Origin of the sequence: Sphingomonas sp., from assembly GCF_031372575.1 — a bacterium.
Lineage (GTDB): Bacteria > Pseudomonadota > Alphaproteobacteria > Sphingomonadales > Sphingomonadaceae > Sphingomicrobium.
In genome coordinates this window covers 58543-70430 of record NZ_JANMLM010000111.1, presented here as the reverse complement: position 1 = coordinate 70430, position 11888 = coordinate 58543, and the positions used below count along the sequence as shown (strand labels likewise).

At 65.0% G+C, this 11888-nt stretch carries 14 protein-coding genes; 9 read left to right on the top strand and 5 right to left on the bottom strand.

The features are described 5' to 3' along the window. Both RMN73_RS11595 and RMN73_RS11590 read right to left on the bottom strand, forming a co-directional pair. A partial coding sequence (locus RMN73_RS11595; RefSeq protein WP_309603483.1) for a TGS domain-containing protein occupies nt 1-811 on the bottom strand: 811 nt, incomplete at its 3' end. Between the two features lie 109 nt (nt 812-920). Next, entirely contained in the window at nt 921-1505 is a 585-nt protein-coding gene (locus RMN73_RS11590; protein WP_309603482.1) for a hypothetical protein, read from the bottom strand. 177 nt (nt 1506-1682) lie between these two features. Between RMN73_RS11590 and RMN73_RS11585 the strand changes: the two genes are divergently transcribed. Genes RMN73_RS11585 through RMN73_RS11565 form a run of 5 tightly spaced genes read left to right on the top strand, consistent with a single transcriptional unit; the run spans nt 1683 to nt 4775 of the window. Beyond that, complete coding sequence (locus tag RMN73_RS11585; RefSeq protein ID WP_309603481.1) at nt 1683-2102, top strand: hypothetical protein; 420 nt, start codon at nt 1683-1685, stop codon at nt 2100-2102. After that, nucleotides 2099-2299 (top strand): helix-turn-helix transcriptional regulator, encoded by a 201-nt coding sequence (locus tag RMN73_RS11580; protein WP_309603480.1) that lies wholly within the window; start codon nt 2099-2101, stop codon nt 2297-2299. Before RMN73_RS11585 ends, RMN73_RS11580 begins: the two co-directional genes overlap by 4 nt. A gap of 5 nt (nt 2300-2304) precedes the next feature. Beyond that, a complete protein-coding gene (locus RMN73_RS11575; protein WP_309603479.1) occupies nt 2305-3228 on the top strand; it encodes an alpha/beta hydrolase in 924 nt (307 codons plus the stop codon). Nucleotides 3229-3276: 48 nt separating this feature from the next. Next, nucleotides 3277-4056 carry an alpha/beta hydrolase gene (locus RMN73_RS11570; RefSeq protein ID WP_309603478.1) on the top strand — a complete coding sequence of 260 codons (780 nt, stop codon included), beginning with the start codon at nt 3277-3279 and terminating at the stop codon, nt 4054-4056. Further along, nucleotides 4053-4775 (top strand): tetratricopeptide repeat protein, encoded by a 723-nt coding sequence (locus RMN73_RS11565; RefSeq protein WP_309603477.1) that lies wholly within the window; start codon nt 4053-4055, stop codon nt 4773-4775. The genes RMN73_RS11570 and RMN73_RS11565 overlap by 4 nt, the downstream gene beginning before the upstream one ends. Nucleotides 4776-4781: 6 nt before the next feature. Here RMN73_RS11565 and RMN73_RS11560 read toward each other — a convergent pair whose 3' ends face one another. Then, a complete protein-coding gene (locus RMN73_RS11560; RefSeq protein WP_309603476.1) occupies nt 4782-5519 on the bottom strand; it encodes an SIMPL domain-containing protein in 738 nt (245 codons plus the stop codon). 111 nt (nt 5520-5630) lie between these two features. Here RMN73_RS11560 and RMN73_RS11555 point away from each other — a divergent pair, with 111 nt between their 5' ends. From RMN73_RS11555 to RMN73_RS11545, 3 genes are read left to right on the top strand one after another with little or no spacing between them, the layout of a single operon-like run. After that, the gene (locus tag RMN73_RS11555; protein ID WP_309603475.1) at nt 5631-6044 is read left to right on the top strand and encodes a VOC family protein; all 414 of its coding nucleotides are present in this window, start codon (nt 5631-5633) and stop codon (nt 6042-6044) included. Further along, complete coding sequence (gene gloB / locus RMN73_RS11550; protein WP_309603474.1) at nt 6044-6769, top strand: hydroxyacylglutathione hydrolase; 726 nt, start codon at nt 6044-6046, stop codon at nt 6767-6769. The genes RMN73_RS11555 and gloB overlap by 1 nt, the downstream gene beginning before the upstream one ends. Before the next feature lie 37 nt (nt 6770-6806). Next, complete coding sequence (locus RMN73_RS11545; RefSeq protein ID WP_309603473.1) at nt 6807-7220, top strand: hypothetical protein; 414 nt, start codon at nt 6807-6809, stop codon at nt 7218-7220. A 3-nt stretch (nt 7221-7223) separates the two neighbouring features. Here RMN73_RS11545 and RMN73_RS11540 read toward each other — a convergent pair whose 3' ends face one another. After that, nucleotides 7224-8948 (bottom strand): AMP-dependent synthetase/ligase, encoded by a 1725-nt coding sequence (locus RMN73_RS11540; RefSeq protein ID WP_309603490.1) that lies wholly within the window; start codon nt 8946-8948, stop codon nt 7224-7226. A 160-nt stretch (nt 8949-9108) separates the two neighbouring features. Between RMN73_RS11540 and RMN73_RS11535 the strand changes: the two genes are divergently transcribed. Then, complete coding sequence (locus tag RMN73_RS11535) at nt 9109-10815, top strand: gamma-glutamyltransferase family protein (RefSeq protein WP_309603472.1); 1707 nt, start codon at nt 9109-9111, stop codon at nt 10813-10815. On the opposite strand, the gene RMN73_RS11530 is transcribed toward RMN73_RS11535, so the two are convergent. Continuing rightward, on the bottom strand, nt 10812-11840 hold the full coding sequence (locus tag RMN73_RS11530) for a quinone-dependent dihydroorotate dehydrogenase (RefSeq protein ID WP_309603471.1): 1029 nt from the start codon (nt 11838-11840) through the stop codon (nt 10812-10814). The two genes, RMN73_RS11535 and RMN73_RS11530, sit on opposite strands and share 4 nt — an antisense overlap. Between the last annotated feature and the right edge of the window lie 48 nt (nt 11841-11888).

Genomic DNA, 11888 nt, shown 5'->3' with positions numbered 1-11888 from the left:
CGGCCTGGAGGTGGAACAGGTCCATGTCCTGGCCGATCCGGCGATGGTCGCGCTTGGCCGCTTCCTCCAGCCGGACGAGATGTTCGGCGAGCTGTTTCTTGTTGAGCCACGCGGTGCCGTAGATCCGGCTGAGCATCGGATTGGCCTGATCGCCGCGCCAGTAAGCGCCCGACACGCGGGTCAGCTTGAACGCCTGCGGATCGAGCTTTCCGGTCGAGGCGAGATGCGGGCCGCGACACAAGTCCATCCACGCAGCGTCGCCCTTGCCGCTGCGATACATGGTGATCGCCTCGCCCTCGGGCAGCTCCATCACCCATTCGGCCTTGAACGTCTCGCCGGTGCGCTCGAAGAAAGCGCGGACGTCGGCGCGGCTCCATTCCTCGCGGATCAAGGGCTCGTCGGCGGCGATGATGCGGCGCATCTCGGCCTCGATCGCGGGCAAATCCTCATCGGTGAACGGCCCGCGTTCGGCAGTTGGCGCGAAGTCGTAATAGAAGCCATCGTCGGTCGACGGGCCAAAGGTGATCTGCGTTCCCGGAAAGATGTTCTGCACCGCCTCGGCGAGGATATGCGCGAAATCGTGGCGCACCAGTTCGAGCGCATCCTTCTCGTCGCGCGACGTGATCAGCTCGAGCCGGGCATCGCCGTCGAACGGGCGCATGATATCGCGCACTTCGCCATCGACCCGGGCCGCAAGCGCCGCCTTGGCCAGCCCCGGCCCGATCGCCGCAGCAACGTCTGCCGGGGTCGAGCCCTCGGGCATTTCGCGAACCGAGCCGTCGGGAAGGGCGATCTTGAACATCTGCGTCATGGCGCCGCCTCTAGCGGGCGAAGCGTCCAGTCTCAACCTTCGGGCACAGCGCAGGTGCTGAAGCGGCCTAGTTGCTGAAGCGGCTGAGGTCGCTGGTCGGCTGGGTCGCTTACGCGGGCGGCGGCGCCTGGCGGCTATTGGCCCGTCGGCTGGCGCTGTCCGCACTATTCTTGTCGCGGCGGGCCACTTCGTCTTCGAGCGACGAGTCGACGCCGCTAAACATCGTCGGGCCAAGCCCCTCGGTGAGCGCGGCATCGACCTTGGCGCGGACCGCTTCGTCGAACGGGCGACCGTCGAGCGTCGAATCGACCGCTTCAACGAACAGGGGCCGCAGATTGACCTGCAATTGCTTGCGGAGTCGGCCGGCGGTGCCGCCGCCATGATCCTCGCCCTCGACGTAATCGACCTTGACACTGCTCGCCGCCTCGCCGCTCGGCTCGACCGACACGATGATCTTGCCAAGATCGTCGCGGCCGCGGCGGAACGACCATTGCACCGACTGTCCATCGGGAAGCGATTCGAAGCTGACCTGCACCTTGCCGAGTGCCGCCGGCAGGGTCGCCAGCAATGGCGAATAGCCGAGGCTGGCGAGGCTCGACGCCGCCTGAGCCGCCGGCATCGGATATTCCTCATTCCCGCAGGCCGATAGCGAGATCGTCGTGGCGACGAGAAGAATCAGTCGAAAGTTCATCATGATGGCCTCGTTCGAAATCAAGCTGCCGACGCGATAATCCGAATTGATTGACTATCGGTGAAAGCGCGGTGGGGTGCCACACTTCCATCAAGCGTGCCAATCTTTTTGGAAAGGTAGCTTGACATGGGGGCGGCCCATGCGTAAAGCGTCCTTGACTATAAGAAAAGGACGATTGTCATGACCCGCACGATGAATGCTCCGGCCAAGCGCTATCTGCAGCGGCTGGCGATATCGATGGCGCTATATTTGCTGACGTTGTTTGCAGCGGTCTATTACGTCGGGCGCCATATCATTACCGGCCCCGCCGCTTATTTGCTCGCGATCCTGCCCGGGATTTGCGTGTGCGGCGTCTTCTGGGCGGTCGGGCGGCTGATCATCGAACAGGATGACGAATATCAGCGCATGCTGCTGGTCCGCCAGACATTGATCGCCACCGCCTTTGCCCTGTCGCTGGCGACGATCTGGGGGTTCCTGGAAAGCGTCGGGCTGGTGTCGCACATCGACGCTTATTTCATCGCCATCCTGTGGTTCGCCGGGCTTGGCGTCGGCGCGCTCGTCAACCGGTTGACGCTGGGCGACGACGGGGGGTGCCAGTGATCAACAATTTGAAGGTGCTGCGCGCGATGCGGGCCTGGAGCCAGCAGGATCTCGCCGACCGCCTCGCCGTCTCGCGCCAGAGCGTCAACGCGATCGAGACCGGCAAATATGACCCGTCGCTGCCGCTCGCGTTCCGCATCGCCGAACTGTTCGAACTTCCGATCGAAGACATCTTCACCTCGCCTACCAAGGGATAAACCTGATGAACAAATTGCTCCTCGTCGCGGCGCTCGCCGCGATCGCCACCCCTTTGCCCGCCGCCGCCAAGCCGGCGCCGATGGCGCAGGCCAATGCCGAAGTGCGGATGGACCACATCTCGATCGTCACCCTCGGCTCGGCCAAGGCCAAGGGTGCGCCAGTGGTGCTCGTCCCCGGCCTCGCCAGCCCCCGAGCCGTCTGGGACGGCGTCGCAACCGAACTGGCCAAAACGCACCGAGTTTATCTAGTCCAGGTCAACGGCTTTGGCGGTGACGACCCCGGGGCCAATCTCAGGCCGGGGCTGCTCGACGGAATCATCGCCGATTTGTCGGCCGCGCTGGCCCGCGATCATGCCCGCCCGGTGCGGTACGTCGGCCATTCAATGGGCGGCTTGGTCGGGATGATCTTCGCCAAAGCCCATCCGGCGCAGGTCGAGCGGCTGATGGTCGTCGACTCCCTGCCCGATTTCGCGGTGCTGCTGGCGCAGGGTGGACCAATGCCAACCGTCGCCCAGATCGAAACCGCTGCAAGCATGATGCGCACCGCCACCGCAGCACGGCACGGCAAGCCGATGACATCCGAGGCGGTCGCCGCCGGGGTCGACTCGCTGGCGCTGACCGAGGGCGCACGGGTCAAAATGCGCGGCTGGGCTACGGCCGCCGATGCGCGTGTCGCCGGCCAGGCGGTTTACGAGGACATCACGACCGATTTCCGCCCGTCGCTGCCAAGCATCACCATGCCGATGACCGTCGTCGTGCCATGGACAGCGTCTAGCTTCGGCAAGGACCGCACCCTCGCTTTCTATGCGATCCAATATAGGGGCGCGCCGACGGTGACCTTCGTGCCGATCGCCGAGGCGGGCCATTTCGTGATGCTCGACCAGCCTGCCGCCTTCCGCGCAGCGCTCGACGTGTTCCTGAAGCGATAACCCCCACCCCCCTTTTCCGCCGCCGCAGTTTGCGCCAATGGCGGCGGAATGACCGATATCCCCATGCCCGACCCCGCGCCATTGGCCTATTTCGACCCCGGCGACGGGCGCAAGATCGCCTATCGAGCGCGCGCTCGCCACCCCGAGGTAACCGGCCCGACCTTGTTGTTCCTGCCCGGCTACGCGTCCGATATGGAGGGGACCAAGGCGGTCGAGATCGATCGCTTCGCCGCCGCTGCGGGGCTCAGTTATGTGCGGTTCGATTATTCGGGCACCGGATCGTCAGGCGGCGATTTTGCCGACGGGACGCTCGATCGGTGGCTCGACGAGATTCTGTCGATCATCGACCTGTTGATCGACGGCAAAGTGATACTGGTTGGATCGTCGATGGGCGGCTGGCTGGCGCTTCACGCGGCGCTCAATCGGCCCGACCGGGTAGCCGCCGTGGTCGGCATCGCCGCTGCGCCCGACTTTACCGACTGGGGCTATACGCCCGAGCAGCGCCAGTCGTTGGTCGACACCGCCAGGTTCGAGACGCCCGACCCCACCGGCGGGCCGCCACGCGTCACCCATGCGCGGTTCGTTGCGTCGGGGACCGCGCTCAGGATACTGCACAGCCCGATCGCGATCGATTGTCCGGTGCGGCTGATCCACGGCGACAAGGATGAAGAAGTGCCGGTTGGGGTGCCGTTCAAATTGCTCGATTCAATCCATTCAGGCGATGTCCAGCTGACCTTGATCAAATGGGGCACGCACCGCTTGTCGGAGCCGCACGAGATTGAAGCGATCCTGCGCACGATCGCGGTCCTAGCTGAGAGACTATCATGATCACGATCCTGATTGCCGCCACCATTGCTGCTGCCGCCCCCGACGCCGCCGCTTGCCCCGCCGATTCGACCAGCGCAGCGACCCTGTGCCGCGCGGTCGCTGCCGAGCAATCGGGCAAGTTCGCCGATGCCGCAACCGAGTTCGAGCGCGCCGCCGGGCTGGCCAAGCCGGGCGATCCGGCGGCCGACCGGATGCTCGCCGCAGCGGGCAATATGTGGATCGCTGCGGGCCAGCCGGGCAAGGCCGCGCTCGCGCTTGACCGCGCCTTGTCAGGATCGGGCTTGCTGGCCGACCAGCGCGGGTTGGCCCTGCTCGACCGGGCGCGCGCCGCCGAAGCGCAAGGCGATCTGAAGACCGCGCGGGCCAAGCTCAACCTCGCCATTCCGTCGATCAATGAAGACCCGTTCCTGTGGTATTTCAGCGCCGCGCTGGCGATCCGCGAGAATGATCCGGCGGGCGCCAAGGTAGCGATCAATCGCGCGCTGACGATGATCCCCAACGACCCGTCGGTGCTGTTCGAAGCCGGCCATGTTTATCAATTCGCCGGCGAAGACAGCAAGGCGCGGGAGTTTTGGACCCGCGCCGTCGCCGCCGACCCTAACAGCGCAAGCGGCCAGGCCGCGCGACGGGCCTTGGGCATGCTCGACGTCCCGCTCACCGTCACCAACCAGGTCGCGGCGCGACCCGATGGCGACGGCGAGGGGCCGGGGCACCGCTAAGCGGGCCTAACCGGCGACATCGTAATCGACCGAGGTCACCACCCGGACCTTCTGGAACGGCGAATCGGTGGCGCTTGCTTCCTCGCCATCGGCACCATCGCGCGCACCGACCGAAAAATAGCCCTGGCTGGCGGTGCGGATCTGGCCGACGTGCGACCCGCTGTCATGGGCGAATTGCTCGGCGCTGGCGCAGGCGCGCTTGGTCGCTTCGGCGATCATCTCGGGCTTGAGCTGGTTTAGCCGGGTGAAATTGTAACTCAGGCTGCTGCCGTCGAGTTCGACCCCGTCATTGAGCAAGGCGGCGAGCTTGCCGTGCGCGGCGCGGACCTTCATCACATCGGCGGTGCGAAGCTCGACCGACCGCTTCACGGTCACCACCGTCTCAATCCTTTTGCCCTCGTCGTTGGTGGTGTGGCTGCGGTTGAAGCTGACCCCACTGTCGCTGATCTCGGTCGGCTTGAACCCGGCCGCAGCAAAGAATTGACGCACCGCGGCGCTTTGCTGCTCGACCCGGCCGTTGACCGAGTTGAGTTCGGGCCCTTCCTGCGAGAAACTGATCGTCCAGGTCGCCAGATCGGCGGTGACATCGCGTTCGGATACACCGCGCACCGAAATCGACCGTTCGGCGCTTTTCGCACGGCGCAGGCCGTCCCCCAACAGATAGCCGCTGGTCGCCAGCCCAATCGAGAAAAGTCCTACGGCGGCGATGATTGCGCCGCGATTGCCTTGAAACATGGTCTGCATGGAACCACACTCTTGGTTCGTCGTCTCATAACGACGGCCACCGGGCACGATTGCCGGTCTCGGACCGTCGACGAACCGTGCTTAAATAGCGATGAACGGAGTCCAGACCTAATGAAATTTCTCCATTCCATGCTTCGCGTGTCCGATCCGCAGGCGACTGTGGCATTTTTCCAACTGCTCGGGCTGGAAGAGCGGCGGCGGCGCGATGCTCCGACCGGCAAGTTCACTTTGATCTTCCTCGGCTTTCCGGGCGACGAAGCCGAAATCGAGCTGACCCACAATTGGGGCGAGGCAGGCTATGGTGGCGGGCGCAATTTCGGCCACCTCGCGTTCCTGGTCGACGATATTTACGCGACCTGCCAGCGATTGTCCGACGCCGGAGTGACGATCAACCGCCCGCCGCGCGACGGCCATATGGCATTTGTCCGAACCCCCGATTTAATCTCCGTCGAGTTGCTCCAGAAAGGCGAGGCGTTGCCCCCGGCAGAGCCATGGGCGTTGATGGCCAATACAGGCGAATGGTGATGGAAATCGAGGTCATCCCCGTCCCCGCGCTGTCCGACAATTACATCTGGATGTTTCGCGATCCCGTCAGCGGCAGCGTGGCTGTGGTCGATCCGGGGCAGGACGCGCCCGCGCTTGCTGCCGCCGAACAGCGCGGCTGGGCGATCACGCATAGCCTCAACACCCACTGGCACCCCGATCACACCGGCGGCAACGCCGGGATCAAGGCTGCGACCGGCGCGCCGGTCATCGCGCCCGCCGAAGCCAAGAAGGTCAGCGCGGTCGATCGCGTGATTGCCGAGGGCGACCGGGTCACGGTCGGCGATCTCGAGGCCGAAGTGTGGGACATTCCGGCGCATACGGCGGGGCATGTCGCCCTGTATTTCAAGGCGGCGAAGATGATCTTCACCGGCGACACCTTGTTCGCAATGGGCTGCGGGCGGTTGTTCGAAGGCACCGCCGAGCAGATGTTCGCCAATATGCAACGCTTTGCGGCATTGCCCGACGATGTGCTGATTTATTGCGGGCATGAATATAGTTTGGCCAATGCGCGGTTCGCGGCGCATGTTGAACCGGATAATGCAGCGGTTACGTCGAGATTAAAGAAAATGGCGGAAATGCGGGATCGCGGCGAGGTTACTCTGCCCACGTCCATCGGCGAGGAGAAAGCCACCAACCCGTTCATGCGGGCGCGCGACGCAGACGAGCTTGCGCGGCTTCGGACGATGAAAGACAGCTTCGGTTAATCTGGGCCAGCGCCTGATACGATAAGGGAGAATTGCCATGCGAATCCTGATGATTGCCGCCACCGCCGCCGCCGCAACCACGCTTGCCGCCTGCGAAACGGTCGACAGCCAGCCGACCCAGCGCAGCGCGCGAGCCCAGCAAAGCTTCGACAAGGCGCTCGCCGGCAAGGTTGCTGGCAAGCCCGAAAGCTGCCTGCCGCTGCAACGGTCGAACGACATGGTGGTGATCGACGACGACACCATCATCTATCGCGACGGGCGCACGACCTACGTCAACCAGCCGCTCGGCGGGTGCAACAATCTGGGCAATGGGAGCTATGCTTTGGTCACTCGAAGCACCGGATCGCAATTGTGCCGCGGGGATATCGCCCAGGTCAGGGACATGACTGCCGGCATTACGGTTGGCAGTTGCGCATTGGGCGACTTCGTCCCCTACCGCCCTGCTAGCTGAGGTCTACTTCTTGTAGAGGGCATCCAGCCGCTCGCCATAAGCGGCGCGGATGACGTGACGACGGATCTTGAGCGATGGCGTCATCTGTTCATTATCGACCGAGAAGGCCGCGTCGGCGAGGATGAAGCGGCGGACCTTTTCGACCACGCTTAGATCCTTGTTGACCCGATCGACCGCCGCCGAGACGCGCGCCTGCAGATCGGGCGCATCGGCGAACTCGGCCTCCGGCACCAGCAACCCGACGAGGTAGGGGTGGCGGTCGCCGTGGACCATCGCCTGTGCGATTTCGGGCTGGAGCGTCAGCATCCCCTCGACCCGCTGGGGCGAGACATTGTCGCCCTTGTCGTTGATGATCAGATCCTTCTTGCGGTCGGTAATGACGATCCGCCCCTTGTCGTCGAGATGCCCGACATCGCCGGTCGCAAGCCACGCGCCGGTCCCGTCACCGGGGTTGTTCAGCACCCGCGCGGTCTCCTCCGGATTGCGCCAGTAACCGTGCATCACCTGCTCGCCGCGGACCATCAGCTCGCCATCATCGGCGATAAGCAATTCGGTCCCGCGCATCGGCGGGCCGACGGTATCCATCCTGATCCCGCCGCGTAGCCGGTTGCAGCTGATCACTGGCCCGGCCTCAGTCTGGCCATAACCTTGCAACACGGTGAGCCCCATCGCCTGGAAGAATAATCCGACTTCCGGGTTGAGCGGCGCACCGCCCGAGACCATCGCCTTGATCCGCCCGCCGAACTTCTTGCCGACCTTGCGGCGCAACGTAAGCGACAATATGCCGTCCATCGGCGCGTCCCACGGCACCGATTTGCCCGCCGCCCGCTTGGCCTCGATCTTCATTGCCCGGCCCATCAGATAAGCCGGCAGGCCGCCGTCCTTTTCGACCTGCTTGATGATCTTGGCGCGGAGCATTTCGAACAGGCGCGGCACGACCACCATCAGGGTCGGCTTCACTTCCTCGATATTGGCGGCCAGCTTCTCGAGGCTTTCCGCATAATAAATCTGTGCCCCGAGCCCGACCGGAAAATGCTGCCCGCCGCTATGTTCATAGGCGTGACTGGCGGGGAGAAACGACAGGAACACTTCATTGTCCCAGCCGAAATCATTGGCGATGATGTCGATGCAGCCTTCGACATTGTGGAGGATCATGCCGTGGTGCTGGCACACCCCGCGCGGCGCGCCGCCGGTGCCACTGGTGTAGATCAGGCAGGCGAGGTCATCGCGGCCGATGGTTGCCATGGCGGTTTCGAGCGCACCAACGTCGGCCGGGCCGTCGACCAATGCCTTCCAATGGTGGAATTGGGCGACGTCGGGCGACTGGCCGGTGATGATGTCGTCGATCGAAATGACGTGGTTGCAGGTCGAGGCGAACAACACCGCCGGGATTAGTGCCTTGGCCAGTTTCTGGGTCGAGACGATGACCGCGCGAGCTTCGCTATTGTTAAGGATGTGCTGGTGATCACGGGTGGTGTTGGTGGTGTAGGTCGGGACGGTGACGCAACCCGCCGCCATGATCGCAAGGTCGGCGATCAGCCATTCGGGACGGTTTTCCGCGACCAGCATAACCCGGTCGCCGGGCTTCATGCCGAGCCGCTTGAGCCCGTCCGACAGTGCCGCGACCTGGCGTGCGGCCTCCGTCCAGCTGATCGATTTCCAGCTTCCAGACGCCTTCGACCATAGGAAGGGCGCATCGCCTTTTTCACGCGCGCGGGTGAGGAACATCGTCACCAGATTGGGAAAATGTTCGAGCTGCTGTTCCAAAATTCTCTCCCCCGCCGGATTTGCCCGGTCTCGTGAAGGCGGTTTAGCCGAAGCGGATGCAATCGCCAACGCTGCGCGCGTGTTCGTGGACGCTGCGCGCAAGAGGCGATAGGCAGCGACGATGTCGATTGCCACCCGCCTTGTGCTGCTTGCCACGCTCAGCCTGACCGCCTGCGTCACCCCCACCGCCCAACCGCCGATCGGTCAGCAGCGGCCAAGCGAGCCGTTCGTGATCGCTGCCAATCCGCTCGCCGCCGCCGCCGGGATCGAGGTGTTGAAACGCGGCGGGAGCGCGATCGACGCGGCAGTCGCGGTGCAAGCGATGCTGTCGCTGGTCGAACCGCAATCGAGCGGCGTCGGCGGCGGCGCCTTCATCAACTATTATGACGGGGCGACGCGCAAGATTAGCATTTACGACGGGCGTGAAATGGCCCCGGCGCAGGCCGGTCCGGCGATGTTCCTCGGCACGGATGGCAAGCCCTTGTCCTTCACCGATGCAGTGCTCAGCGGACGATCGACCGGGGTGCCGGGCGCGGTAGCGATGCTCGGGATGGCGCAGCGCGAGCATGGGCGATTGCGCTGGAGCAGCCTGTTCGGATCGGCTGAACGAACCGCGCGCGAAGGATTTATCGTCAGCCCGCGGCTGGCGCGGATGATCGCGGGGAGCTTCCCCCAGAGCACGGCCACCGACGTCGTCGCTTATTTCACCGCCGCCGACGGCAGGCGGATGAAGGCCGGCGATACGCTGAAAAACCCAGCTTATGCGGATTTCCTCAAACGGCTGGCTGCGCAGGGCCCACGAGCCTTGTATCGCGGCGAGACCGGCGCGCGGATCGTCGCACGGACCCGCGCCGGCGCGCTCGGCGGGTCGATGACGATGGCCGACCTTGCCGCATACCGCCCAATCAAGCGCGAACCCTTGTGCCGCCCGTATCGCATCTATGTCGTTTGCGCGCCGCCGCCGCCGTCGAGCGGGGTAGCGATCTTGCAATTGCTCGGGCTGCTTGAGCGGACCGATATCGCGACGCGCGGACCGGACGATCCGCGCGCGTGGTTCCTGTTCGCCGAGGCAAGCCGGCTGATGTATGCCGACCGCGATCGCTATGTCGCCGATCCCAGGTTCGCCGGGGTCAATGTCGCCGGATTGCTCGACCCCGCCTATCTCGACCAGCGGGCGAAACTGATCGCGACGCAAGCAGGCCCGCCGCCGGTCGCGGGAAGCCCGCCCAATGTCCCCGCCATGGCCGCCGACCAGACCCGCGAGCCAGCCGGGACATCGCACTTCATCATCCGCGACGCTGACGGCAATGTTGTCAGCATGACCACCACGGTCGAGAGTATCTTCGGCAGCGGGCGGATGGTCGACGGCTTCTTCCTCAACAACCAGCTGACCGATTTCTCCTTTTCGCCGACCGATGCGGCGGGCTTTCCGGTGGCCAATGCGGTCGGCCCGGCCAAGCGCCCGCGATCGTCGATGATCCCGCTGATCCTGACGACGAAGGACGGACAATTCGCCGGCGCGATCGGGTCGGCGGGGGGATCGGCGATCCTCGCTTATGTCGGCAAGTCACTGGTCGCGTCGGTCGATTGGGGATTGCCGATGCAGGCGGCGATTGCAGCACCGAACCTGGTCGCGCGGGGCAAAAGCTTTGGCGGCGAAGTGACCAAATTCTCGCCTGCGATCCTGGCCGAACTGGCGGCGCGGGGGATCGAGATCAAGCCCGGACAGGGCGAGGATTCGGGGGCGCAGGGCGTGCTGATCCGCGACGGGCGGATCGACGGCGGGTTTGACCCAAGGCGCGAGGGCGTAGTGCTGACGCTTCCCTAGCGTTCGGTGCCGACCGCGTCGGAGATGCTGGGGATTCCCTTGCGTCTGAGGATGTCAGTCAGGCCGGTGGCGATGCGGCGGGCGAGGCCGGGGCCGTGATAGACCAAAGCCGAGTACAGCTGAACGAGGCTGGCGCCCGCGCGGATGCGGGCCCAGGCATCCTCGGCCGACGCGATTCCGCCGGCAGCGATGAGTGGCATTTGCCCACCTGAGGCGGCTCGGAATGCGCGCAGCTGATCGAGCGCCAGCGACCGCAGCGGCGCGCCCGACAGGCCGCCTGCTTCAGCGGCGTGGCGCGCGACCAGCGGTGGGCGCGACAGCGTGGTATTGGCGACGATCAACGCGTCAATCCCGCTGTCGATTGCGGCGCGGACGATGCGCTCGTGATCGCCGGGCGCGAGGTCTGGCGCGACTTTCAGAAAGACAGGGACACCCGGAAGCCGCGCTTCGCTGACCGCCGCCAGCAATTCGATCAATTCGCCGCCGGCTTGCAGGTCGCGCAAGCCGGGCGTGTTGGGCGAGCTGATGTTGACGGCCAGATAGTCCGCCAGCGGGCCCATTGCGCGGACGCCCGCAGCGTAATCGGCGATGCGGTCCGCGCTGTCCTTGTTGGCGCCGATATTGACCCCAACCACGCCGCGCGATCGGTCGCGGAAGGCGAGGCGCTCGATCGCCGCTGTCTGCCCGCGATTGTTGAACCCCAGCCGGTTGATCACCGCCTGATCCTCCACCAGTCGGAACAGGCGCGGCTTGGGATTGCCGTCCTGCGGGCACGGGGTCAGCGTGCCGACCTCGACGAAGCCGAACCCCAGCCCGAGCATCGCCGCCGCCACCTCCGAATCCTTGTCGAACCCCGCCGCGAGCCCGACCGGCGAGGGAAAACCCAGACCCGCAATGCTGGTGGTCAGCGCGCCGTCGAAGCTTGGCGGGCGGCGCCTGGGGAGCAATTTGAGCGCGGCGATGGTCGCGCGATGCGCGCGCTCGGCATCGAGCCGAAAGACGAGGGGGCGGAGCAGGCGATACATCGTCCACCTGTGTCATCGCGGTTGTAAAATGGGAAGCGTGTCGCTAAA

Bases quoted from the DNA above. Each gene is read 5' to 3' on its own strand.
- RMN73_RS11530 (WP_309603471.1), bottom strand. From the start codon at position 11,840: ATGTATCGCCTGCTCCGCCCCCTCGTCTTTCGGCTCGATGCCGAGCGC.
- RMN73_RS11575 (WP_309603479.1), top strand. From the start codon at position 2,305: ATGAACAAATTGCTCCTCGTCGCGGCGCTCGCCGCGATCGCCACCCCT.
- RMN73_RS11540 (WP_309603490.1), bottom strand. From the start codon at position 8,948: ATGTTCCTCACCCGCGCGCGTGAAAAAGGCGATGCGCCCTTCCTATGG.
- RMN73_RS11570 (WP_309603478.1), top strand. From the start codon at position 3,277: ATGACCGATATCCCCATGCCCGACCCCGCGCCATTGGCCTATTTCGAC.
- RMN73_RS11590 (WP_309603482.1), bottom strand. From the start codon at position 1,505: ATGATGAACTTTCGACTGATTCTTCTCGTCGCCACGACGATCTCGCTA.
- gloB (WP_309603474.1), top strand. From the start codon at position 6,044: ATGGAAATCGAGGTCATCCCCGTCCCCGCGCTGTCCGACAATTACATC.
- RMN73_RS11565 (WP_309603477.1), top strand. From the start codon at position 4,053: ATGATCACGATCCTGATTGCCGCCACCATTGCTGCTGCCGCCCCCGAC.
- RMN73_RS11560 (WP_309603476.1), bottom strand. From the start codon at position 5,519: ATGCAGACCATGTTTCAAGGCAATCGCGGCGCAATCATCGCCGCCGTA.
- RMN73_RS11545 (WP_309603473.1), top strand. From the start codon at position 6,807: ATGCGAATCCTGATGATTGCCGCCACCGCCGCCGCCGCAACCACGCTT.
- RMN73_RS11585 (WP_309603481.1), top strand. From the start codon at position 1,683: ATGACCCGCACGATGAATGCTCCGGCCAAGCGCTATCTGCAGCGGCTG.
- RMN73_RS11535 (WP_309603472.1), top strand. From the start codon at position 9,109: ATGTCGATTGCCACCCGCCTTGTGCTGCTTGCCACGCTCAGCCTGACC.
- RMN73_RS11555 (WP_309603475.1), top strand. From the start codon at position 5,631: ATGAAATTTCTCCATTCCATGCTTCGCGTGTCCGATCCGCAGGCGACT.